The 21,713-nt window shown below is 72.0% G+C and carries 21 protein-coding genes; 12 read left to right on the top strand and 9 right to left on the bottom strand.

The features are described from left to right. The first annotated feature begins 43 nt into the window (after positions 1 to 43). Entirely contained in the window at positions 44 to 826 is a 783-nt protein-coding gene (locus CP970_RS20585) for an NAD(P)H-dependent oxidoreductase (RefSeq protein ID WP_055555114.1), read from the top strand. 27 nt (positions 827 to 853) lie between these two features. Here the strand turns inward: CP970_RS20585 and CP970_RS20590 are convergent, their stop codons facing one another. The 3 genes from CP970_RS20590 to CP970_RS20600 all read right to left on the bottom strand — a co-directional run bounded on the left by CP970_RS20590 (position 854) and on the right by CP970_RS20600 (position 2,877). Continuing rightward, positions 854 to 1,075 (bottom strand): hypothetical protein, encoded by a 222-nt coding sequence (locus CP970_RS20590; RefSeq protein WP_055555116.1) that lies wholly within the window; start codon positions 1,073 to 1,075, stop codon positions 854 to 856. Positions 1,076 to 1,144: 69 nt separating this feature from the next. Beyond that, positions 1,145 to 2,380, bottom strand: a complete 1,236-nt coding sequence (locus CP970_RS20595; protein ID WP_150493673.1) for an MFS transporter — start codon at positions 2,378 to 2,380, stop codon at positions 1,145 to 1,147. Positions 2,381 to 2,385: 5 nt separating this feature from the next. Next, on the bottom strand, positions 2,386 to 2,877 hold the full coding sequence (locus CP970_RS20600; RefSeq protein WP_055555445.1) for an SDR family NAD(P)-dependent oxidoreductase: 492 nt from the start codon (positions 2,875 to 2,877) through the stop codon (positions 2,386 to 2,388). A gap of 161 nt (positions 2,878 to 3,038) precedes the next feature. On the opposite strand from CP970_RS20600, the gene CP970_RS20605 reads away from it, so the two are divergent. The 5 genes from CP970_RS20605 (at position 3,039) to CP970_RS20625 (ending at position 9,997) form a co-directional block, all read left to right on the top strand. Then, complete coding sequence (locus CP970_RS20605; RefSeq protein ID WP_191094935.1) at positions 3,039 to 6,311, top strand: BTAD domain-containing putative transcriptional regulator; 3,273 nt, start codon at positions 3,039 to 3,041, stop codon at positions 6,309 to 6,311. Between the two features lie 146 nt (positions 6,312 to 6,457). Continuing rightward, positions 6,458 to 6,823, top strand: a complete 366-nt coding sequence (locus CP970_RS20610; RefSeq protein WP_150493675.1) for a PH domain-containing protein — start codon at positions 6,458 to 6,460, stop codon at positions 6,821 to 6,823. A 302-nt stretch (positions 6,824 to 7,125) separates the two neighbouring features. Then, positions 7,126 to 7,599 (top strand): FxLYD domain-containing protein, encoded by a 474-nt coding sequence (locus tag CP970_RS20615; RefSeq protein ID WP_191094936.1) that lies wholly within the window; start codon positions 7,126 to 7,128, stop codon positions 7,597 to 7,599. A 154-nt stretch (positions 7,600 to 7,753) separates the two neighbouring features. Further along, positions 7,754 to 8,941: a hypothetical protein gene (locus CP970_RS20620; protein WP_055548829.1), complete on the top strand. Its 1,188-nt coding sequence runs from the start codon at positions 7,754 to 7,756 to the stop codon at positions 8,939 to 8,941. A gap of 108 nt (positions 8,942 to 9,049) precedes the next feature. Further along, the gene (locus tag CP970_RS20625; protein WP_055548831.1) at positions 9,050 to 9,997 is read left to right on the top strand and encodes an SGNH/GDSL hydrolase family protein; all 948 of its coding nucleotides are present in this window, start codon (positions 9,050 to 9,052) and stop codon (positions 9,995 to 9,997) included. Here CP970_RS20625 and CP970_RS20630 read toward each other — a convergent pair. Continuing rightward, the gene (locus CP970_RS20630; RefSeq protein ID WP_079043608.1) at positions 9,966 to 10,268 is read right to left on the bottom strand and encodes a DUF397 domain-containing protein; all 303 of its coding nucleotides are present in this window, start codon (positions 10,266 to 10,268) and stop codon (positions 9,966 to 9,968) included. The two genes, CP970_RS20625 and CP970_RS20630, sit on opposite strands and share 32 nt — an antisense overlap. Continuing rightward, positions 10,228 to 11,076, bottom strand: a complete 849-nt coding sequence (locus CP970_RS20635; RefSeq protein WP_055548835.1) for a helix-turn-helix domain-containing protein — start codon at positions 11,074 to 11,076, stop codon at positions 10,228 to 10,230. Before CP970_RS20635 ends, CP970_RS20630 begins: the two co-directional genes overlap by 41 nt. Positions 11,077 to 11,220: 144 nt before the next feature. Here CP970_RS20635 and CP970_RS20640 point away from each other — a divergent pair, with 144 nt between their 5' ends. Beyond that, entirely contained in the window at positions 11,221 to 11,655 is a 435-nt protein-coding gene (locus tag CP970_RS20640) for a DUF7144 family membrane protein (protein WP_055548837.1), read from the top strand. On the opposite strand, the gene CP970_RS20645 is transcribed toward CP970_RS20640, so the two are convergent. Then, positions 11,649 to 12,278: a MarC family protein gene (locus tag CP970_RS20645; RefSeq protein WP_055548839.1), complete on the bottom strand. Its 630-nt coding sequence runs from the start codon at positions 12,276 to 12,278 to the stop codon at positions 11,649 to 11,651. The genes CP970_RS20640 and CP970_RS20645 overlap by 7 nt on opposite strands. A gap of 204 nt (positions 12,279 to 12,482) precedes the next feature. Beyond that, positions 12,483 to 13,391: a LysR family transcriptional regulator gene (locus CP970_RS20650; RefSeq protein ID WP_169801238.1), complete on the bottom strand. Its 909-nt coding sequence runs from the start codon at positions 13,389 to 13,391 to the stop codon at positions 12,483 to 12,485. 155 nt (positions 13,392 to 13,546) lie between these two features. On the opposite strand from CP970_RS20650, the gene CP970_RS20655 reads away from it, so the two are divergent. Then, positions 13,547 to 14,845: an SGNH/GDSL hydrolase family protein gene (locus tag CP970_RS20655; protein ID WP_055548841.1), complete on the top strand. Its 1,299-nt coding sequence runs from the start codon at positions 13,547 to 13,549 to the stop codon at positions 14,843 to 14,845. Then, complete coding sequence (locus CP970_RS20660; RefSeq protein ID WP_055548843.1) at positions 14,845 to 16,299, top strand: MFS transporter; 1,455 nt, start codon at positions 14,845 to 14,847, stop codon at positions 16,297 to 16,299. Before CP970_RS20655 ends, CP970_RS20660 begins: the two co-directional genes overlap by 1 nt. 227 nt (positions 16,300 to 16,526) lie before the next feature. Here the strand turns inward: CP970_RS20660 and CP970_RS20665 are convergent, their stop codons facing one another. Then, positions 16,527 to 16,922 (bottom strand): hypothetical protein, encoded by a 396-nt coding sequence (locus tag CP970_RS20665; RefSeq protein WP_055548845.1) that lies wholly within the window; start codon positions 16,920 to 16,922, stop codon positions 16,527 to 16,529. Positions 16,923 to 16,936: 14 nt separating this feature from the next. Beyond that, positions 16,937 to 17,368, bottom strand: a complete 432-nt coding sequence (locus tag CP970_RS20670) for an SH3 domain-containing protein (RefSeq protein ID WP_055548847.1) — start codon at positions 17,366 to 17,368, stop codon at positions 16,937 to 16,939. A gap of 128 nt (positions 17,369 to 17,496) precedes the next feature. On the opposite strand from CP970_RS20670, the gene CP970_RS20675 reads away from it, so the two are divergent. Genes CP970_RS20675 through CP970_RS20685 form a run of 3 tightly spaced genes read left to right on the top strand, consistent with a single transcriptional unit; the run spans position 17,497 to position 21,641 of the window. Continuing rightward, complete coding sequence (locus CP970_RS20675; protein ID WP_107098961.1) at positions 17,497 to 18,462, top strand: Trp biosynthesis-associated membrane protein; 966 nt, start codon at positions 17,497 to 17,499, stop codon at positions 18,460 to 18,462. A gap of 45 nt (positions 18,463 to 18,507) precedes the next feature. Next, positions 18,508 to 19,596: an endonuclease/exonuclease/phosphatase family protein gene (locus CP970_RS20680; protein ID WP_063806117.1), complete on the top strand. Its 1,089-nt coding sequence runs from the start codon at positions 18,508 to 18,510 to the stop codon at positions 19,594 to 19,596. Between the two features lie 44 nt (positions 19,597 to 19,640). Continuing rightward, positions 19,641 to 21,641 carry an FUSC family protein gene (locus CP970_RS20685; protein ID WP_150493677.1) on the top strand — a complete coding sequence of 667 codons (2,001 nt, stop codon included), beginning with the start codon at positions 19,641 to 19,643 and terminating at the stop codon, positions 21,639 to 21,641. Positions 21,642 to 21,713 lie beyond the last annotated feature (72 nt).

A 21,713-nucleotide genomic window follows, 5' to 3' on the forward strand; every position in this document is an offset into this window, starting at 1 on the left:
CAGAGTGCTGGCTGTCCGGTCGCGCCGGGGAGAACGTAGGGCCATGAAGATCCTCGTCGTCAGTGCCCACCCCGAGCCGCGCTCGCTCAACGCCTCCCTCGCCCGCTTCGCCGTCGGCCACCTGCGCGCGGCCGGTCACGAAGTGCGCGAGTCCGACCTCTACGCGATGAAGTGGAAGGCGACGGTCGACGCCGGGGACTTCCCCTCGGACGACGGCCGGTTGCACGTGATGGACGCCTCCGAGCGTGCCACCCTCGCCGCCGGGCTCACCCCCGACGTCGCCGCCGAGCAGGAGAAGGTGCTCTGGTCGGACGCGGTGGTGCTGCAGTTCCCGATGTGGTGGTTCTCGCCGCCCGCGATCCTGAAGGGCTGGATAGACCGGGTGTTCACGGCCGGGTTCGGCTACGGCCCCACGCTGCCGCCGCCCTACACCGAGCGGCAGTTCGCCGGACGGCGCGCGCTGGTGTCGGTGACGCTGGGAGCCCGCGAGACGGCCTTCTCGGACCGGGGCATCCACGGGGAGCTCAAGGACGTGCTCCATCCGATCCAGCACGGCCTGTTCTGGTTCACCGGGATGGCGCCGCTGGAACCCTTCGCGGTGTACGGCGCGAACGCCCTGCCCGAGGAACGCTTCGAGGAGGCCCGCCGGGCGTACGCGGCACGCCTGGACGGACTCTTCACGGACGAGCCCGTCCCGTTCCGCACGCTCGACGGCGGCGACTACGACCACGACATGCGGCTCCTGCCGGGCGTGGAGACGCCGGGCAGGAGCGGTCTCGGCCTGCATGTCCGCGACGTTCCCACGGGCGCGGACGGCCGCCCGTAGGAACGCGGCGCGGCGGCCGCGGGGGAATCAGCTGCTGCCGTCCCCGAGGTCCGCCCCGTTGGTCGAACCGCTGCGGACACCGATGCCGCGGCGGCGCCGCTTGGAGGCCGACACCACCAGGTCCGACACGGCGAGCGTCACCTTCGCGACGCCCCCGACCCAGCGCGGTCCACCGCGCTGGGCCCAGAGCACCGCCGCGACCCCGGCCGCCGCGACCAGTACCGCCACCATGAGCAGCACCTGCATCATCGGCCTCCCCCTTCTGCGTAATTACGTTCTGTCGCGTATCTACGTGACTACGTGAGAGAGGCGATTTTCTCAGACCCGGTTCCGGGCCGGGAAGCCGTGCCCTCGGGCCGCGAGGACCACGAGCAGCACCGGGACCAGCAGGAGCAGGATCGTCCAGGGGAAGGACGAGGAGCCGACCAGGCCCAGGAGTACGCCGCCGAAGACGCCGCCGCCCGCCATGGCCACGTTCCACAGGGTGACGAGCATGGCCTGGGCGGCGTCCGCCGCGCCGCCCTTGTCCCCCGCGTCGCCCGCCGCGGTCTGCAGGAGGGTGGGGGCGCCGCCCCAGCCGAGGCCCCACAGGATCACGGCGACGTAGACGAGTGCGGGGCTCTCGGAGAACACGGCGAGCAGGGCCGCCGCGACGCCGACCAGGAGCACCGCGCCGAGGGTGAGCGCGCGCAGCCTGCGGTTGATCAGGGCGCCGACGATCCAGATGCTGGCCAGCGATGCCGCGCCGAAGACGAGCAGGACGAGGTCGGTGGAGCCGCCCATGCCGAGGCCGTCGAGGAACGTCGCGATGTACGTGTAGAGGACGGTGTGCGCGAGGACGAAGACGAGGGTGACGAAGAGGACGGGCGTCACACCGGGCACGCGCAGGGTGCGCAGCATCGGGGTCGCCTCGCCGCGCGGCTGGCCCGGGTGGTCGGGGACGAGTGCGGCGATCCACGCGAGGAGGCCGATGGTGAGGCCCGTCATGACCAGGAAAGCGACCTGCCAGCTGAGCACCTTGCCCAGGAACGTCCCGGCGGGCACGCCGATCGAGAGTGCCACCGGGATCCCCGCCATGGCGATGGCGATCGCCTTGCCCTGGAGGTGGGCGGGCGCCATGCGGCGGGCGTACCCGGCGAGCAGCGCCCAGGCGAGGCCCGCGGCGACTCCGGCGACGAAACGGGCGACCATGGTCAGGGTGTAGTCCCCGGAGAGCGCGGTGACGGTGTTGGCGGCGGCGAAGCCCGCCATCGCGGTCAGGAGCAGCCGCTTGCGCCGCCAGGCCGAGGTGAAGGCGGTCAGCGGTATCGCGGTGAGCGCGGTGCCGATGGCGTAGACCGTGACGGTCTGCCCGGTCGCGGACTCGCTGACGCCGAGGTCGGCGCTCATCGCGGGGAGCAGGCCCGCGGGGAGCGTCTCGGTCAGGCTGGTGATGAAGACGGCGGTGGCCAGGGCGAGGAGGGCGAGGAGGGGGAGCTTCTGGGGCGGAGTTGCGGGGGTGGCGGGGGAGTCAAGGGTGGTGTTCGGCGTTCCGGGGCGGGTCTTGGTACGCATCGGGGTCAGGTCCTTTCCGTGCGCGTACGGGAGTCGGGGTGAATGCGTGAGGTCTCCGCCGCCAGGCGGAGCGCGGTGCGGGCCACTTCGTCGGCCGAGCCGCGACAACGGATCAGCGGGGCGAGGGAGTTGAGCCCCGGCTCTACGGACGACGAGGTGGTGAGCACCACCGAGCCGCCCTCGCGCAGGAGCCGGAGCAGGCCGGGCGGCGCGGCCGGGGGCAGGCCGTTCTCCGCGTGTACGAAGAGGTGGTCGATGCCGCCGAGCCGGCGGGCGACGGCGGGTCCGAGGGCGTCGACGGCGGCCGGGTCGGCGGTCTCGCAGCCGATGACGTGGGCGGCGGGACCGACCTCGGCGGCGGCCTCCGCGAGGTCCGCGGCGGGGCCGCCGGTCACCACGACCTCGGCGCCGCCCTCGACGAGCCGCTTGGCGATGGCGAGTCCGAGCCCGTCCGCGCCGCCGACGACCACGGCCTTCCTGCCTGCGTACTTGGGCATGTGCGGGTCCTCCGTCGGTCGTTTCCTGCTGAGTTCGTGCTGATTTCGTGCCGAGTTCCTGCTGACGGGGACGACTCTGCGCGCAGGCGCTTCGGGACCGCTGACGGTCTGCTGACGGTCGGCCCTCCGGGGGCGCGGACGCGGTGTGTACCGTGATCGCCATGCGGTTCGGGGTGCTGGGTCCACTGACGGTGTGGGACGGCGAGGGGGAGCCGGTGAGGGTTCCCGAGGCGAAGGTCAGGGCGCTGCTCGCCGATCTTCTGGTGCACGAGGGACGGCCGGTCTCGGCGGACCGGCTCATCGACGACCTCTGGGGCGACGAACCTCCCGGCAACCCGGCCAACGCGCTCCAGTCCAAGGTGTCCCAGCTGCGCAGGGCGATCGGCAGGGACCGGGTGGTGCATCAGGCCCCGGGCTACCGGCTGCGGGTCGACCCCGCGTCGGGGGACGAGGTGGACGTGTTCCGCTTCGGCGACCTGGTGGCGCGGGCGCGCGACGAGGAGGACCCGCGGCGCCGCGCCGAACTGCTCACGGAGGCGCTCGGCCTGTGGCGCGGTCCCGCGTACGCGGACCTGGCCGACGAGGAGTTCGTCCGCACGGCGGCGGACCGCCTCGCGGAGCAGCGCCTGGCCGTCCTGGAGGAACAGGCGGAGGCCCGCCTGGCCGCGGGCGACCACACACTGCTCACCGGGGAACTCACGTCCCTGGTGGCTCAACACCCCCTGCGCGAACGCCTGCGCGCACTACAGATGCGCGCGCTGTACCTGGCGGGCCGCCAGAGCGAGGCACTGGCGTCGTACGAGTCGCTGCGCGGCCAGCTCTCCGAGGAACTGGGCCTGGACCCGGCCCCGGAACTGACGGCGCTCCACGAGGCGATCCTGCGGCAGTCCCCGGAACTGACCGTTCCGACGCCATCGCCCACACCTACGCCCACACCTACGCCCACGCCTACGCCCACGCCTACGCCTACGCCTACGCCTACGCCCACGCCTACGCCCACCCCTGCCCCGGCGCCCACGCACCCCCGCACCAACCTCCCCACCCCCCTCACTCCCCTCGTCGGACGCGATCGGCCCACCGGTGAAGTGGCCCAACTCCTCTCCACCACCCGCCTGGTGACGCTGACCGGGCCCGGTGGCGTCGGCAAGACGCGGTTGGCGTTGGAGGCGGCGGGCCGGGTGGCCGATGAGGAGGCCCCGGACGGCGTCTGGCTCGTGGAATTCGCCGGGGTGCCCGGCGGGAGCGGGGTCGACACGCTCGCGCAGGTCGTCGCCGGGGTGCTCGGACTGCGGGACGACATGCCCTCCGGGGCGCCGGGGCCCGGAGCCGCCACCGGCTCCGGCACCGGCTCCGTCCCCCGCCTGGCCCACGCCCTCCGCGAGCGGCACCTGTTGCTCGTCCTCGACAACTGCGAACAGGTCGTCGAGGAGGCGGCCGGACTCGTCGACTCCCTGCTCCGCACCGCGCCCGACCTGCGGATCCTCGCCACCAGCCAGGAACCCCTCGCCCTCACCGGCGAGTCCGTGTTCCTGGTCGAGCCCCTGCGGCCCACCGACGCCATCACCCTCTTCACGTCCCGCGCCACAGCCTCCGCCCCCGGCTTCACGCACACCGATACCGCCGGAGCCGACGCCACCGCCATCGCGGAGATCTGCCGAAGGCTGGACGGCATCCCCCTGGCCCTGGAACTCGCGGCCACCCGCGTACGCGCCCTGGGCGTACGCGAGTTGGCCGACCGACTCGGCGACCGGTTCCGGCTGCTCAGCTCGGGCCAGCGCGGCGCCCCGGCCCGTCAGCAGACCCTCCGGGCGATGATCGACTGGAGCTGGGAGCTGCTCAGCGCCCCGGAGCGGATCGTCCTGCGCCGCCTGGCCGCGCACCACGACGGCTGCACGCTCGACGCGGCGGAGGCGGTGTGCGCCGGGGACGGCGTGGCCCGCGAAGACGTCCTCGACCTCGTGACCCGCCTGGTCGACCGCTCCCTGGTCGTGATGGCCGCGGGCCCCGCGGGAACCGCCCCGCGCTACCGGCTCCTGGAGTCCGTCGCCGCGTACGCCCGCGACCGGCTGCGCGAGATGGAGGACCTCGGCGGCGTACGGGAGCGGCACCTCCGCTACTACCTGGACCTCGCCGAGCTCGCCGAACCGAGGCTCCGCGACGGGGAACAGCGGATCTGGCTCCGGCGCCTCGACGCCGAGGGCGCCAATCTCCGTACGGCGCTGGCGTCCGGCCGGGGGGACGAGGAAGGGGTACGACTCGGGGCCGCGCTCACCTGGTGGTGGCTTCTCCGAGGTCGCCTCTCGGAGGCCCTCCGCGAGCTCACCGCCGTGCTCGACCACCACCCCGACCGCACCGAACTCCGGTTGCTGCGGGACGCGTTCGCTCTGCTCACGGGCGAGCGACCCGACGGCGGGTCCGTCGTGGCCGAGTGCGAGGTCCCGCACACCCCCGACGGGGCCAGGATCCTCTGGCTCTGCGCCTACGGGCTCTTCAGCGCCGGGGAATCCGTCGCCAGCGAGGACCTCAACGACCGCGCGCTCGATCTCGCCGAGACTGTCGGCGACCGGTGGAGCACCGCCGCCGCCCTCGCGCTGCGCGCCATGCACGCCCTGATCCGCGGCGATCTGGACACGATCGGCCGCGACGGACTGCGCAGCGCCGGGATCTTCCGTGAACTGGGCGACCGGTGGGGCGAGTTGCAGACCGTCGCGCCGCTCGCCGTGCTCGCCGAGATCAAGGGGGACTACGAGGAGGCCGCGCGGCGTCAGGACGAGGGGCTGCGCATCGCCCGTGAACTGGGGCTCGCCGCCGAGGTGTCGGCGCGGCTCTCCGGTCTCGGGCGGCTCGCCCTGCTCACCCGCGAGTGGGACAGGGCGCGTCAACTGCACGAGCAGGCACGGGCGTTGGCCGTCGAGCAGGGGTACAGGTACGGGGAGATCCACGCGGAGATGGGGCTCGCCCTGGGGGCCCGTCGTGCCGGGGACCTCGCGGCGGCCGAGTCGCACCTGCTGCGCATCCGGGACCGGCACGCCGACGTGTCCTCACCGGCCGGTGATCATCTGCTCCACGCCGAGCTGGGCTTCGTCGCCGAGCTGCGGTCGGACCGCGCCCTGGCCGAGGAGCGGCACCGCACCGGCCTGGAGATCGCCCGCGGCCTCGCCGAGCCGCGCGCCATCGCGCTCTCCCTGGAGGGCCTCGCGGGCGCGGCGGCGCTGGCCGGGGACCCGGCGGGGACCGAGCGCGCGGCCCAGCTGCTCGGCGCGGCCGACGCGGCGCGGCGAGGGGTGCGCGCGCCGCTTCCGCCCGCCGAGCGCGGCGACGTCGACCGGATCGCGGGGGCGGCGAGGGCCTCGCTCGGCGAGACGGCCTTCGCGGAGGCGTTCGCGCGGGGCGCGCGGGGCGCGCAGGACACGCAGGACACACCCGCCGCGTAGGTCTGCCGCGGGTCAGTCGTGGCTGGTCGCGCAGTTCCCCGCGCCCCTTACGGGGCACGTCGCCCGGTTACGCTGGGGGGATCCCGTGACTCAGCCGGGACACGGGGCACGGGGATTTCGTCTATACGTCTACTGGGGGACCTGACATGGCACTTTTCGGGAACGCGCACACCGTCGATCCGATGAAGGCGCAGAACGAGTACGCACGGCTGCTCGGCCACGGTGAGCAGGTGCACGCCGCGTACACGCTGATACGCGACACGATGCTGTTCACCGACCGTCGCCTGATCATGATCGACAAGCAGGGCCTCACCGGCAAGAAGGTCGAGTACCACTCGATCCCCTACCGCAGCATCTCGCACTTCGCGGTGGAGACGGCAGGGCACTTCGACCTCGACGCCGAGCTGAAGATCTGGATCTCCAGCAACACGGTGCCGATGCAGAAGACGTTCACCAAGGGCGTCGACATCTACGAGGTACAGGCGATCCTGACGCAGTTCGTCGCGCGGTAGCGCTTCGCTGGCGGCCGGTGCGCGTGTGCGGGCCCCGTAAGGGGCGCGGGGAACTGCGCGACAAGCCACGGCGGACCCGCACCTTCAGGACGGCGCGGGGCGGGGATCTTTTTGGGGGCGCGGGGAACTGCGCGACAAGCCACGACGCACCCGCACCCTCAGGACGGCGCGCGGGGGGATCTCTTAGGGGCGCGGGGAACTGCGCGACAAGCCGCGGCGGACCCGCGCCCTCCGATGTGGCGAGCACCGGCTCGTTGGACTTCACTGGGTGGAGACCACGTGGAGCGAGCAAGGGAGGCGGCATGGCCAGGAACGGGAGCAGGGGCAAGGCGCACGGGCTCACTGCCATAGCGATCGTGGGCATCCTCGGCCTCGGAGCCGCAGCCTGCTCCGACGGGGACAGCCCCTCCGACAACGCCAGCAAGGCCGCCGACGCCGTCGCGTCGGCCACCGCACGCGCGGGCGACAAGATCGACGAGATCAAGGGCGGCATCGACGCCAGGGCCGACGTACGGCTCGGCAAGCCCGCCACCGACGGAGACGGCCGCAGCACCGTGAAGGTCACCGCGCGGAACACCACGGACGAGTCGAAGACCTTCGCCGTCCAGGTCTCCTTCAAGGATCCGGACGGCAAGCTCCTGGACACGGTCGTGGTCACGGTCGACGACGTTCCCGCGGGCAGGTCGAAGGACGGCACGGCCCGCAGCACGCACAAGCTGGACGGCGCCGACAAGGGCGAAGTCAAGGCGAACGTGACCACGGCCCTTCGCTACTGACGTCCGCCACTGACCTAAGTAGCGCGGCACAGACGCCCGTTGCGACCTCCGTCGCGCCCGCGTAGACCAAAGAACGACGCAGCCCACACCCTCCCCCCACGACGCTGGTACCCGTGCGGCGGCAGCGGGCCGCGGCCGGTTCACGGGAGGCGACGTGCGCACTGCGCGACACGGGGGAATCAGCAGGGCACGTTTCCTGACGGGAGCGGGCGCGGTCGGCGCCGTCGCGGTGACCGGCGGCCTGCTCGGCACGGACCGGGCGGGCGCGACCGGCCCCGCGCAGGCCACTGCCGGGGCGCAGGCCCCCGCCGCCCCGGGGGAGCGGCGGGGGCTCGCCCAACGCGGCGTCTGCTACGAGGTCGGCGACGGCGAGTCGCACGCCACGCGCTGGACCGCCGCCCGCATGCGCCACGACATGCGGGCCATCCGCCAGGACCTGCACGCGAACGCCGTCTCCGTCTTCGGCGACGGCGTGGAGCGCCTCGCGGCCACCGCCGACGAGGCGGCCGAACGCGGTCTGCGCGTCTGGCTGCAACCGCGCCTCGGCGACGTACCCGAGCGGGACATCCTCGACCACCTCGCGGAGACGGGACGGCACGCGGAGCGGCTGCGCGAGCAGGGCGCGGACGTACATCTCAGCGTGGGCTGCGAGTTCGTGCTGTTCGTGCCGGGCATCGTGCCCGGCGCCAACGCCGTGGAGCGGGTGGAGAACATACTCAAGGGGAACTTCGACCCGGAGAAGATGGCGAAGAAGCTGCGCGCCTTCATCGGGAAGGCGGCGAAGACTGGCCGTTCCGTCTTCCACGGCCCGCTCACCTACGGCGCCGCGCACGACGAGGACGTCGACTGGACGCTCTTCGACATCGTCAGCGTCAACTACTACGGCTACCACAAGACCAAGGCCGCGTACGTCAAGGAGCTGAGCCCGCACCTGCGTTGGGGCAAGCCGGTGGCGATCACCGAGTGCGGCTGCTGCACGTACGCGGGGGCGCCGCAGGACGGCGGCATGGGCTGGCACGACTCGGTCGACTACACCAAGGATCCCCCGGAGCTCGCCCCGGGGATCAAGCGCAGCGAACGCACGCAGGCCGCCTACCTCCTGGACGTCTTCGACGTCTTCGAGTCGATGAACCTGTACGCGGCCCTCGTCTACAACTTCGTCAGCCCCGAGTCCCCGCACCGCGCCGACGCACCGCGCTACGACATCGACGCCGCCAGCTACAGCCTCGTCAAGACGATCAGGGAGCGCCCCGAGGACCCGGAGTCGCCCTGGCACTGGGAGCCGAAGGAGTCCTTCGACGCGCTGTCGCGCCATTTCGAGCGAGCGGCGCGACGCGGCTGAGCGATCGCCCCCCTGCTCCGCCGCACTTGGCACGCGGATGCCTTCCCTCCGCGTGCCGCGTGTGTTTGCCTGAGGGCCATTTCGGCTGTCTGGGGCGGGAGTTGCCGCATGCGGAAGCGGAACCTTTGGAGTGCCGGGGTACTGGCCGGGCTGCTGTTACTGGGCGCCTGCGGGGACCCCGGGTCCGGGGACGCGACACCGGCCGACCTACCCGACGCGGGTGGCTCGGCGCCGCCTGAACCGTCCGTGTCTTCCTCCGACACGACTCGGGAGCGTGCCGCCAGGAACGCCCCGGACGCCCCGGACGCCCCGGACAAGCCCGCCCCCAAGGTCCTCTACCTCGGCGACTCCCTCGCCATGGAGAACCAGGACGTCCTCGGCGCGCAGCTGAAGGACCGCCTCGGTGCGCGGTACCGCAGCGCGCCGTACTCGGGGACGACCCTCTGCGACTACCTCGACGGTACGGGTGAGGACTCCCTCGTCCCCGACAAGGACAAGGCCGCCGCCCTGGTGCGGGCCCAGCGGCCCGACTACGTCGTCCTCCAGTTCTGGGGCAACGCGTGGGGCTATACGCCCTGCATGAAGGGCATCACGTACGACAAGCAGCGCGGGAAGTACTTCGACCGGTACGCGGCCGACGCGCGGCGGCTTGCCTCGCAGATCCGAGGCGCGGGCGGTGAGCGGACCCGTGTCGTGTGGGTCCTCCAGGGCCCCGACGCGATCACGCCCGACCGCGTGCGGCGCGTGAACGGGATCTACGAGGCGCAGGCCCGCGCCTCGGGAGACCTCGTCGCCGACGCGGGCAAGGCGGTGGCCCCGGCGTCGGACCGCTATACGTGGGTGGAGAAGCTGCCCTGCACGGCGTACGAGCGCGAGAATTCCGAGTACTGCACGGAGCGAGGCTCTGGCCGCACTGCTCTCCACCTCGAAGACGACTTCCTGCACTTCTGCCTGGCGCCGACCACGGCCAAGTCCCGCCCGTGCCCGGTCCGTTCGCCGGGCATCCGGCGGATGACCTCGGCGGTCACCGAGAGGGTCGCGACAGATCTCCGCTGATCGCTGCGCTGACGAAGTGGGTGAAGGCGGTTGGGGTGACGGTGAGGATGGGGCCGCCGGGGTTCTTGCTGTCCCGCACTCCCACGGTGGCGTTGCCGTTGCGCTGGGCTTGGGCGAACTCTATGCATTCGCCGCCGGTGTTACCGCTGTGGGACGACTTCAGCCACGTGGCACCGTTGAGCGGGGCGCATTCGATGCAGTCGCCGCCGCTCGTTCCGCTGTAGGTCGACTTACGCCACTGTGCGCCCGTCAGGTGCTGCACGCTGTCCATAGCGTTCCTCCATCACACGAGCGATCAGTTCTGCCGAGCTGTCCGTCGAGAGAGCACAGCTCTGCAAACGAGCGTAGCCGACAGAACGCTCCCTGATCACTTGCGGATTGGCAGTCATGTGCCCAGTGTCATAGCTCTCCGCGTAGAAGAGGTCTGGGTCATCATCGAAGCGGAGGAGGTTGAACGCGCCCATCATTCCCGTGTGCTGACCGACCGAATAGGGCAACACCTGGATCTGCACCCACGGGTGGTCTCGGAACTCCAACAGGTGTTGCAGCTGACCTCGCATCACGTCCGCGCCACCCACCTCCTGATGCAGCACCGCCTCACCGAGCACGACCCACAGAGCAGGCGGCTGCTGGCGTTCAAGAATGCGCTGCCGTTCCAGTCGCGCGGCCACCAACTCATCGGCCCCGTCTGGGTAATCAACGCCGAGTAGCGCCCGCGCATAGGGCTGTGTCTGCAAAAGCCCGTACACCAACTGGCACTGATACGTGGAGATGAAGCTCGCCCGCGCCTCCATCTCCGCATACGCCTGAAACCACGTCGGCAACTGGCTCCGCAACACCAGCCCCACCAACCGCGAGAACACCCCATCCGTCCCCAGCGCCGCATCCACCCGCTCAGAGAAATCCCTCGTCGGCACCCTCCTCGTCGTCTCCACCTGGCCGATCAGCGACGCCGTGACGAAGACGCAGGAGCCCAACTGCGGCTGGCTGAGGCCCGCCGCCTCCCGTAGGCGGCGCAATTCCGCGCCGTAGTAGTCAAGGGGGGACGCGGTGGGGTCGAGGTCGCGCATTTTGACCATGTGCACAGCGTAATCAGCCGGTCGCGCTCAGGTGACGGAAATCACGCAACCCGTCACGTCACCCGTTCGGCGCACGCCCGCTCGCCCCGCCCCGGACGCCGTCCGACGCTGTGATTTCCCGAGCGAAGAGAAGGGGCGGCGCCCATGAGCAGTGCGACTGCACCACCCAATCCGGACCGCGACCACAAGAAGGACACCGCTCCCTGGGCGTCCGGCGGCACGATGTTCGCCGGTGTCCTGATGATGGTGAACGGCATCCTCGGCGTCCTGGAGGGCATCGCGGGCATCGCCAAGGACGACGTCTACGAGCGCATCGGCGACTACGTCTACAAGTTCAACCTCACCACGTGGGGCTGGATCCACCTCGTCCTCGGCATCCTCGTGGCCGTCGTCGGCTGGGGCATCCTCAAGGGCGCGAGCTGGGCCAAGGCGACCGGCGTCGCACTCGCGGCGCTGGCGATCGTGGCGCAGTTCCTGTGGCTGCCGTACACGCCGGTCTGGGCGCTCATCTCGATCGCGATCGGCGTCTTCGTGATCTGGGCGCTCTGCAACGACCGCTCCGACGACGCCGTTCAGTGACCCAGCCGGTCCACCGGTACGCCCAGTGACGTGAGGCCGTCCAGAACCAGGTCCACGCCGACCGCGGCGAGCAGCAACCCGAGGAGGCGGCCCAGGAGTTCGATGGTCGCGTGGTGGGTGCGGCGCAGGACGCGGGCCAGGACGACCACGCACAGGAGGTCCACCACGATCACGGTGACGTACGCGCCGACGACCGTGGACCGCCACGACCAGGAGTCGCGGGCCGCCCCCTCGATGAGGACGGCGGTCAACGCGAGCGGGCTCACGACGTACGGCATGAGGAGCTGCCGTACGCCGCTCACCAGGTCCGGGGTGTCCTCGCCGGGGCTCTCCGTACCGAGGTGGATGCCGAGGACGAGCCCGACGGCGTAGATGAAGAAGATGACGCCGCCCGCGAGCTGCAGCGCGGGCGTGGAGATGTGGAAGAGGTCGAGCAGCCACGGTGCCGTGATGCCGGTGAGCAGGCCGACGAGGATCGCGGCGGCGGACGAGATCAGCGCGATCCGCCGCAGCTCTCCCATCGGGTGGTTCTGCGCGAGCCCGGCGAAGGCCAGCAGCACCTTGGGCGGGCCGACCACGGAGAAGAACGTGATGAATGCGGCGGAATAGCTCAGAGCGGTCATGGGTGCATCCTGCACGGCCCTGCCGGACAGGCCTCAGAACCCCGCCGGTGCCGGGTCCGTCCTGGAGAACTATGCGCTCCGCCGGAAATACGGTCCACGTCTGCGGGTGCGTCGTGGCTGGTCGCGCCCACGCGGCGGAGCCGCACATGTCACGGCCCCGCGCCCCTTCGGGGCCCGAACCGCATCGGACTTCCACAAGGCCGCTCAGAACGCCGCAGGCCCGCCGTTCGCCTCGACCGCGTCCCCGACCGCCCGGACGAACGCCTCCGCGCGCGCGTTCGTCCCCGCCGTGCGATGGATCAGCGCGACCTCTGCGCAGGGCACGTCGTCCAGGGGGACGAAGGTGACGCCGGGGCGCGCGTAGTACTTCTCCACGGACGCGACGACCGGCGAGATGCCCTGGCCCGCCGCGACGAGGGTCATCAGCTCCTGGAAGGACGCGACGGCCTGCCCCCGGCGGATCTCGCGGCCGCTCGGCGTGCGCGGCGGGACGTGGAAGTCCCACCAGTACGCGGGCGCGCCGTTCACGACGCCGAAGAACGTCTCGCCCGCCAGTTCCTCCAGTGAGACGGAGACGCGTCCGGCGAGTGGGTGGCCGAGCGGCATCGCGAGCAGGCGCGGCTCGTTGATCACCACGGGCCCCACCGTGAGGTCCGGCTCCACGACGGGGAGACACGTGAAGAGCAGATCGATCTCGCCGCCGCGCAACGCGCCCAGCGGATCCTGGAACTGCGTCTCCCGCATCCGCACCTCGACACCGGGGCGGCGCTCCCGGAACAGCGCCAGGATCGGGCCCGTCAGCGTGCCCGCGCCCGCGCCGAGGAAGCCGACGTTCAGCTCGCCGCCGACGCCCCGCGCGGAGTCCTTGGCGCGGGCGAGTGCCGCCTCCATCTCCTTGTGGAGCGGAGCCAGATCCTCGTACAGCTGACGGCCCAGCGGGGACATCCGCACCACGCGGCTGGTGCGCTCGAAGAGCGGGGCGCCGATCTTGCGCTCCAGCTTCTTCAGCGTCTGACTGACCCGCGCCTGGGAGAGCACGAGCCGCTCGGCGGTGCGCCCGAAATGCAGCTCCTCCGCGAGCGTCAGGAAGGTTTCCAGCTCCTGCCGTTCCACCACGTACCCCCTGTGACCTGCATCGATAAGCGTAAGCGCGTCGATCGTTTCACGGATCGCCATTGATGGTCGGGCGCGCTCGGCGGATCTTTGAGGAGTCAGGACGGCGGCCCGCCGGACGGACATCCTCTCTCTTCAACTCCCTGGAGCTCACCATGATTTCGCGTGCCCGCACGACCCTCGCCGTCACTGCCACCGCCACCGCCCTCGCCCTGACCGCGGGTCTCGCCGTGACCGGCGCCCAGGCCGACTCCCCCGACCGCCACGAGACCGGCAAGGGGGTCGCCTGGACCGCGGCCTGGGCCGCCTCGCCGCAGCGCCCCAGCACCGGCTTCAAGGCCAACTGGTCGGAGGCGGGCTTCGACGAGCAGACCCTGCGCCAGATCGTCCGCGTCACCGAGGGCGGCGACAGAGCCCGCATCCGGCTCTCCAACGCGTACGGCACGTCGCCGCTGCGCATCGCGTCCGCCACCGTCGCCCGTACGACGAAGGGGGCGTCGGTGGAGAAGGGCTCGGTCAGGCGGCTCACCTTCGACGGGAAGCGGGCGGTGACGATACCCGCGGGGTCGCAACTCTCCAGCGACAAGGCCGACTTGGAGCTCGATCCCTTCGAGTCCGTCACCGTCACGCTGCACCTCGCGGGCACCACGGGCCCCGCCACCTTCCACTCCCAGTCCTTCGCCACCAGCTACCGCGCCGACGGCGACCACACCGCCGACACCGGGTCCCGCGCCTTCGACGAGTCCGCCGAATCCACCGAGTCCTGGTACTACCTCTCGGGCGTGGACGTCAGCGGCCGTTCCGTAAAGCCTGGCGGGCGCGACGGCGTCGTCCTCTTCGGCGACTCCATCACCGACGGCTTCGCCTCCTCCACCGACCTCAACCGCCGCTGGTCCGACGCGCTCGCCGAACGCCTCGCCAAGGCGGGCAAGCAACGGCCCGTCCTGAACGCGGGCATCGGCGGCAACATGGTCCTCAACGACTCGGCCTGGTACGGCGAGAAGAGCGCCAACCGGTTCTCGCGCGACGCCCTCGACCTGCCGGGCACGGGCACCGTCGTCGTCCTCGAAGGACTCAACGACATCGGCTACAGCGAGACCGACAAGCCCACCTACAAGCCCGCCCCCGTCGTCTCCGCCCGCGAACTCATCAACGGCCACAAGAAGTTGATCCGCGAGGCACGCGCCAAGGGCGTCAGGGTCGTCGGCGCCACGCTCCTCCCGCTCGGCGGCTCCGACCACTACGGCACGCACTCGGCGGCCGTGAGCGACGAGTTCAACGAGTGGGTGCGGACGTCCGGCGCGTACGACGCGTACGTCGACTTCGACAAGGCCCTCGCCGACCCGGCGGACCCGGAGCGGATCGCCCCCGCGTACGACAGCGGCGACCACCTGCACCCGAACGACGCCGGATACCGGGCCATGGCCCGCGCGGTGGACCTGGAGACGCTGTGATGACCAGCACCACCACTGTCGAGACCGCCGCGCGCCCCGGCGGGGCCAAGCTGCGCATGACACCACGCCAGAAGCTCGTCCTGACCCTCCTCCTCGGCTCCCAGTTCATGATCGCCGTGGACTTCTCCATCCTGAACGTCGCGCTCCCCGTCGTCGGCGAGGGGCTCGGCTTCTCCCTCGCCAGCCTCCAGTGGATAGCCACCGCCTTCGCGCTCGCCGCGGCCGGGTTCACGCTCCTCTTCGGACGCCTCGCCGATCTGTTCGGGCGCAAGCGGCTCTTCATCGGCGGGATGGTCCTCCTCGGCCTCTCCTCGGCCCTCGGCGGACTCGCCACGACGCCCGAAGTCCTGCTCACCGCACGGGTGTTGCAGGGCCTCGCCACTGCCGCCGTCACCCCGGCGGGGCTCGCCCTGCTCACCACGGCGTTCCGCGAAGGGCCGCTGCGCGACCGGGCACTCGGCCTCAACGGAGCGCTCATGTCTGCCGGTTTCACCACCGGCGCCATCCTCGGCGGGCTCCTCACCGACCTGCTCTCCTGGCGGTGGGCGTTCTTCGTCAACGTGCCGGTCGCGGCGGCGGTGGTCGCCCTCGCCCCCGCGCTCCTCACCGACTCGCGGATCGTGTGCAAGCACCGCATCGACGTACCCGGCGCGATCACCGTCACCGGCGGCCTGCTCGCCCTCGTCTACGGCCTGACCAGGGCGGGCGAGAGCGGTCTGAGCGACCCCCTCGCGCTCGCCGCGCTCCTCGCGGGCGCCGCCCTGCTCGTCGCCTTCTGGTTCGTGGAACAGCGCTCGGCCGCGCCGCTCGTGCCCGTCCGCATCATGCGGCGCCGCACGGTGATCTGGGGCAACGCGGCGGGCCTGATCGCCTTCGCCACCGAGACCTCGCTGGTCTTCCTCCTGACGCTCTACCTCCAGGAGGTGCTCGGCTACTCCCCGCTCGCCACCGGGCTCGCCTTCGGCGTCCTTGGCCTCGGTACGGTCGCGGGCGGCACACTGGGCGGACGCGCGGTCAGCCGGTACGGCAGCAGGGCCACGATCCTCACCGGCGGCGCGGTGCAGGCCGCCGCGACGCTCTCCCTGGTCGCGCTCGGCACGTCGGGCGGCTGGCTGTACCTCCTCCTCGCGGCCACGTTCGTCGGCGGCGTCGGCAACATGCTGCTCATCGTCGGCTTCATGGTCACCGCCACGTCGGGCCTGCCGGACTCGGAACAGGGCCTGGCGACCGGTCTCGCCACGATGACCCAGCAGGTCGGCATCACGCTCGGGATCCCGGTCATGAGCGCGGTCGCTGCGGCGCGGGCCGGGACGGGCACCACACCCGACGCGGTCCTTTCCGGTATCACCGGCGCGGTTCTGGTCAACTCCGGGCTGGTGCTTGCTGGTTCGCTGCTTGCCGCAAGGGCACTGGCCCCGTCAGGGGCGCGGGGAACTGCGCGAGCAACCCAATGAGAGCCGCACCCGCCAAGAGACCTGACGTGGCAGACGCGACCGCGGGTCCGGTGGGGGCTGGCCGCGCAGTTCCCCGCGCCCCTACGGGGCCCCGGAAGGGGCGCGGGGAACGGCGCGAGCAACCCGGTGAAAGCCGCACCCGCCAAGGAGCCTGGCCTGGCAGACGCGACCGCGCGTCCGTGGGGGCTGGCCGCGCAGTTCCCCGCGCCCCTACGGGGCACTCCGTACTACTCCGTCGTGTAGTAGCGGTAAAACGTCACGACGAACACCCCACCGGCCACCAGAAGCGACATGATCACCGAGCGCAGGACGCTCGCGTCGGTCAGGCTGTACAGGAACCCGAACGCGATCCCCGCGAACGCCGTCCAGGACAGGGCGCGCAGCTCGCGGGGAAGCGTGTGTGCCGTGCGGCGCAGCGCGAAGTACACGGCGGCGACGATCACTCCGGCGACCACGCCGAACAGGACGTTGCCGGTGGTGATCGGGCCCGCGTCGCGGCGAATGCCCGCCGCCCAGATGCCGTAGACGATGCCCAGGAGCGCGGGGCCCGCCCAGTGGGCGGACGCGGCCCTATGGCCGGTCGCGGCGGGCTGGGTGGGTGAGGCGTGTGGGGCGTATGCCATGACGGTTCCTCTCGTCAGTTCCGGTCAGCGCACGAGTCGTGCGAGTCGTGCGAGTCGTGCGAGTCGTGCGAGTCGTGGCAGTCGCGCCACTGCGGGCACGGGTCGTCGGAGGAGCAGCTCGGTACGTGGCGGCCGCCGGTGTCCACGTACGCCGCGCTCACCCAGCCGCGGACGCCGCCCAGCCAGTACCAGTACGGGTTGCCGTTGACGTGGGTGCCCCAGGTGGCGCACTCGACGCGGTCCTGGCTGCCGTACGGAAGCGTGGCGACGATCGACGCCGAGGTGTTCGGCTGGTCCCTGACGTTCAGATCGGGGCCCGACACGACGGTGCCCCAGATGACGTCGCCACCGTTGTGCGCGGGGGCCGCGGCGCCGGCCCCGGCCGCGTTTCCCAAGGTCAGCAGGGCTGCGGCGGCCGCCGCCGACAGACTCAGAGCGATGCGCATGATCCGCCTCCTCGCCCCCTCATCCAGGAAACACCCGTTCGGCCGAGCGCTCCACCGGAAGCCGTCCGTTGCCCCATATGCAGTCACCCCGGTCGCGCCCCGCGTGACCGGGGCCTTGCCTGGGATGCGTGCCGAAAAGCGCCCGAAGCGTCCGAAGCCCCCGGTCCGCCGCGTCCGCCCTGTCCACCGTCCTGCTCGTCGTCGCCTGCCTCCTCGTCCCGCTCGGCACGCTGTCCACCTGGGCGAAGTACGAGATCGGGGACACGGACAACTACGTCGCCACGATGGCGCCGCTCGCCTCCGACCCCGCCGTGCGCGACGCCGTCACGGACGCGGTCACGGACGGCGTCACCGACTCGGTGATGAAGGAGGTCGACATCGGGCCGCTGCGGGGCACCGTCGAGTCCTTCGTACGCGACGCCGTGCGCTCGTTCACCGGCACCGCCGCCTTCCAGACCGCGTGGAACGCCGCCAACCGTGCCGCCCACGACGCCGTGATGCGGGCCCTGAACGACGACTCGGAGAGCGAGGTCACCATCGACCTCGCGCCCATCACCGAGCAGGTCAAGAAGCAACTGGAGGACGACGGCGTACCGTTCGCGGGCCGCATCCCGGTACAGCACACCGAGGTCACGATCATGCGGTCCCAGGACCTCGGCCGCCTGCGGACGGTCTTCCACACGCTTCAGGTGGCGGGTGTGTGGGTGCCGGTCGCCGCCGCCGTCCTCGCCGTGGCCGGTGTCCTGCTCGCCACCCGGCGCCGCCGCGCCCTCGTCATCCTCGCGCTCGGTGCGGCCCTCGCCGCCGCCGCGCTCCTGATCGCCGTGGCCATCAGCCGCGCGCTCACCCTGGACGACCTGCCCCCCGACCTCTCCCACGACGCGGCGGAGGCGGTGTACGACACCCTGACGCAGACCCTCCGTACGACCTCATGGATCGTCGCGGGGGCGGGCCTGCTGGTGGCGGCGGGCCTCTGGCTACTCGGACGACTGAGGCACGGTCCCGACAAGGGGCGCGGGGAACTGCGCGACAAGCCACAACGGACCCGCACCCGCACGACCGGGCAACCGCCCTCGGTCGAGCCTCGTCTCTGAGGGAGTATTCGGGCAGCAAGAACCCGACGACGAGAGGCCGACGCCTTGGACACCACGACGGCCATCCGCGACACCGAGGACGAGGCCGACGGGGAGGCTCCGCGCCGCGTGGGCAAGACAGCCGCCTGGGCCGCAGCCCTGCTCCTCGGCGGCGTCACCGCCGTCATCGGCTTCCGCGTCGCCGACTCCGACGGCTTCACCCCCGTCCCCCAGATCCTCGCCTTCCTGCCCTGGCTCCTCGTCCCCGCGGGGGCCGGACTCCTGCTGGCCGTGCTCGCGCGGTGGCGCGTCGGCATGCTGTGGGGCGTCGCCGCGCTCGGGCTCGTCGCCTGGTACATGGAGCCGTACGGGCAGGCCAACGACGCGAAGGGCGCCGCCGTCGCCGAGCTGCGCGTGCTGACGTCGAACGTGGAATTCGGCCAGGGCACCCCCGGGTTGATCCGCGCCGTGCGCGAGGAACGGCCCGATCTGCTCTTCGTCGAGGAGTGCGACCATGCCTGCGCCGCGCTGCTCCGCAAGGAACTGCCGCACGCCGACTACCCCTACCGCGCGGCCGTCGACGCGAACGGCGCCGAGGGTTCCGTCATCCTCGCCAACGTCCCGCTGAAGAGCGCCAAGGGCATCGACGCCACCCTCGGCATGCCCGGCGCCGTCGCCGACGTGCGGGGGCACCCGGTGCGGATCCAGCTCGCGCACCCCATGCCGCCGGTGCCCCGCGAGGTCGGCCTGTGGCGCTCCGAGCTCCGGAAGATCCAGGACTACGCCGCGGCGGGCGACGGCGCGTCCACCATCGTCGCCGGGGACTTCAACGCCACCCAGGACCACGCCGCCTTCCGCGACGTCCTGGACGCGGGCCTGCGCGACGCCGCCCGACTCGCGGGCTCCTCGCGCGCGCCCAGCTGGCCCGCTGCGGCGCCCGCCCCGCTCGGCGCGCAGATCGACCACGTCCTGGCCACCCCGGACTTCGCCGCCCGCGACGCCCGCTTCCTGGAGATCGGCGACACGGACCACCGCGCCCTGGTCGTCACGCTCACCCTCCACAAGGAGAACGAGCCCGACCACCGGACGAACGAGCCGGACCACGAGAAGAAGAAGCCCGACCACAAAACGAACAAGCCCGCAACAGAGCGTTGATCCCCCGGCCAGAGCAAGTTACATAAAGCACCGATAATGGGCACATGCCCCGTGCGCCCCGTCCCGCCCGTCCGGTCTCCCTGAGGCCCCTCGCCCCCCCGGACTGGCTGGTCAGGTCCCTCAAGCCGCAGTCCGCCCCCATCCCCTGGGCCGCCGTCGCCCGCGCCTCCGTCGCGATGGCGCTGCCGCTCGCCGTCGGCATCCTCGCGGGCCAACCGACGTACGGCGCGCTCGCCTCGATGGGCGCCCTGTCCGGAGTCATCGGCGACACCGCCGACGCCTACCGCATGCGGATCTTCAACATCGCGGTGCCGCAGCTCTTCGGCGCCCTCGGCGTCACCCTCGGCTCGCTCGTCTTCGGGCAGGGCTGGCTCGCGGTCGGCGCGGTCACCTTCGTCGCGCTCGTCTCCGGGATGATGTCGACGATCGGCGCGGTCGCCTCCGTCTCCGGTCTCCTCCTGCTGCTCAACTGCGTGGTCGGCGCCGGACTCCCGATGCCGGGACAGTGGTGGCTCGCCCCGCTCCTGATGACCAGCGGCGGCCTCCTCGTCCTGGCCCTCGCCCTGCTCGCCTGGCCGCTGCGGTCCGGGGTCCCGGAGCGGGCCGCGGTCGCCGCCTCGTACCGCAGCGTGGCCGCGCTCCTCGACGCCGCGGGCACGGACGCGTACGACGACGCGCGCACCGCCGTGACGGCATCGCTCAACCAGAGCTACGACCTGGTCCTCGCCCGCCGGGCCCGCGACCACGGCCGCAACCCCGAACTGGTCCGCCTGGTAGCACAGTTGAACGCCCTCACCCCCATCGTGGAGGCGGCCCCCGCCGCCCACCAGGCCGCCCGGCACGCCTGCGCGCACCTGCCGCCCGAGGTGCCCGCGGCGGTCCGCGCCCTGGCCGCCACGGTGGAGCGGGGCGCGGCCACGCACACCCCGGGCGACGACCCCGCCACGCGGACGGCGCACCGGCTCTCCGAACCGCACGACCACGCGGGCCGCGCCCTCGACCACGCCGTACGGCACGCGGCGGAGACCCTCAACGACCCCGATCCGCTCGGCGCCATCGAGACCGACGACCGCCTGGGCCGCCCCGCCGCACTCCGCGTCCGGGCGCGCCGCGCCGCCCGCAACGTCATCCTGTCCGGGGCGTCCTGGCGCTACGGCCTGCGGCTCGCGCTCTGCATCGGCATCGCCCAGTCCCTGGTGTCGCTGATCGACGTACCGAGGTCGTACTGGGTGGCGCTCACCATCACGTTCGTCCTCAAGCCCGACTTCGGCTCGGTCTTCTCCCGCGCCGTGCTCCGCGCGCTCGGCACCGCGGCAGGTCTCGTCGTCGCCGCGGCGGTCCTCGCGGAAGTGCCGCACGGCTGGTGGGACGTGCCCGTGATGATGCTGCTGGCGCCGCTCATCCCGGCCCTCACGACCCGCGGCTACGGCTACCAGACGGCAGCGATCACCCCGGTGATCCTGCTCCTGTCGGACATCCTCAACCACCAGGGCCTGGGCCTCGTCCTGCCCCGCCTGGTCGACAGCCTGATGGGCTGCGCCATCGCGCTCGTCGCGGGCTATCTGCTGTGGCCGGAGAGCTGGGGCACGCGGATCGGCGACCGGCTCGCCGACGCGGTGGCCGACACCGCGACGTACGTGGACTGCGCGTTCGGCACCGCACAGGACCCGGCGGCCCGCGCCCGCATGCGACGCGGCCTCTACCGCGACCTGTCCGTCATCCGCTCCGAGTTCCAACGCGCCCTGACCGAGCCACCACCCACCGGAACACGGGCCGCCGCCTGGTGGCCGCTGGTCGTCGCGGTCGAACGGATCCTGGACACCACGACCGCGGCAAGGGTCCGCATCCGGCACGGCGCGGAGCCCCCCAAGCCGGACGAGGTGGCCGAAGTAGCCCGCGAACTCAAGGAGTTGGCGCAAGGCCTACGCACATCCGACACCCTGGAGGAGGTCCGCACGGACTTCACCCTGGGCCCCAAGAACAGCGTCCTGGAACCACTACGCCAGGAGGTAGCAGCAGCGAGAGCAATCGCGACGGCTCCATAAGGGGCCCCGTTAAGGGGCGCGGGGAACTGCGCGACCAGCCGAAGCCGACCCGCAGCTCCCCACCCCACCCAA

Source organism: Streptomyces kanamyceticus, from assembly GCF_008704495.1.
GTDB lineage: Bacteria > Actinomycetota > Actinomycetes > Streptomycetales > Streptomycetaceae > Streptomyces > Streptomyces kanamyceticus.

Excerpts from the sequence above, each read along its gene's own strand:
- CP970_RS20630 (WP_079043608.1), bottom strand. The coding sequence starts at position 10,268 with ATGGACAGCGTGCAGCACCTGACGGGCGCACAGTGGCGTAAGTCGACC.
- CP970_RS20615 (WP_191094936.1), top strand. The coding sequence starts at position 7,126 with ATGGCCAGGAACGGGAGCAGGGGCAAGGCGCACGGGCTCACTGCCATA.
- CP970_RS20600 (WP_055555445.1), bottom strand. The coding sequence starts at position 2,877 with ATGCCCAAGTACGCAGGCAGGAAGGCCGTGGTCGTCGGCGGCGCGGAC.
- CP970_RS20670 (WP_055548847.1), bottom strand. The coding sequence starts at position 17,368 with ATGCGCATCGCTCTGAGTCTGTCGGCGGCGGCCGCCGCAGCCCTGCTG.
- CP970_RS20610 (WP_150493675.1), top strand. The coding sequence starts at position 6,458 with ATGGCACTTTTCGGGAACGCGCACACCGTCGATCCGATGAAGGCGCAG.
- CP970_RS20685 (WP_150493677.1), top strand. The coding sequence starts at position 19,641 with ATGCCCCGTGCGCCCCGTCCCGCCCGTCCGGTCTCCCTGAGGCCCCTC.
- CP970_RS20625 (WP_055548831.1), top strand. The coding sequence starts at position 9,050 with ATGCGGAAGCGGAACCTTTGGAGTGCCGGGGTACTGGCCGGGCTGCTG.
- CP970_RS20665 (WP_055548845.1), bottom strand. The coding sequence starts at position 16,922 with ATGGCATACGCCCCACACGCCTCACCCACCCAGCCCGCCGCGACCGGC.
- CP970_RS20635 (WP_055548835.1), bottom strand. The coding sequence starts at position 11,076 with ATGGTCAAAATGCGCGACCTCGACCCCACCGCGTCCCCCCTTGACTAC.
- CP970_RS20605 (WP_191094935.1), top strand. The coding sequence starts at position 3,039 with ATGCGGTTCGGGGTGCTGGGTCCACTGACGGTGTGGGACGGCGAGGGG.
- CP970_RS20585 (WP_055555114.1), top strand. The coding sequence starts at position 44 with ATGAAGATCCTCGTCGTCAGTGCCCACCCCGAGCCGCGCTCGCTCAAC.
- CP970_RS20595 (WP_150493673.1), bottom strand. The coding sequence starts at position 2,380 with ATGCGTACCAAGACCCGCCCCGGAACGCCGAACACCACCCTTGACTCC.
- CP970_RS20645 (WP_055548839.1), bottom strand. The coding sequence starts at position 12,278 with ATGACCGCTCTGAGCTATTCCGCCGCATTCATCACGTTCTTCTCCGTG.
- CP970_RS20660 (WP_055548843.1), top strand. The coding sequence starts at position 14,845 with ATGACCAGCACCACCACTGTCGAGACCGCCGCGCGCCCCGGCGGGGCC.
- CP970_RS20640 (WP_055548837.1), top strand. The coding sequence starts at position 11,221 with ATGAGCAGTGCGACTGCACCACCCAATCCGGACCGCGACCACAAGAAG.
- CP970_RS20655 (WP_055548841.1), top strand. The coding sequence starts at position 13,547 with ATGATTTCGCGTGCCCGCACGACCCTCGCCGTCACTGCCACCGCCACC.
- CP970_RS20590 (WP_055555116.1), bottom strand. The coding sequence starts at position 1,075 with ATGATGCAGGTGCTGCTCATGGTGGCGGTACTGGTCGCGGCGGCCGGG.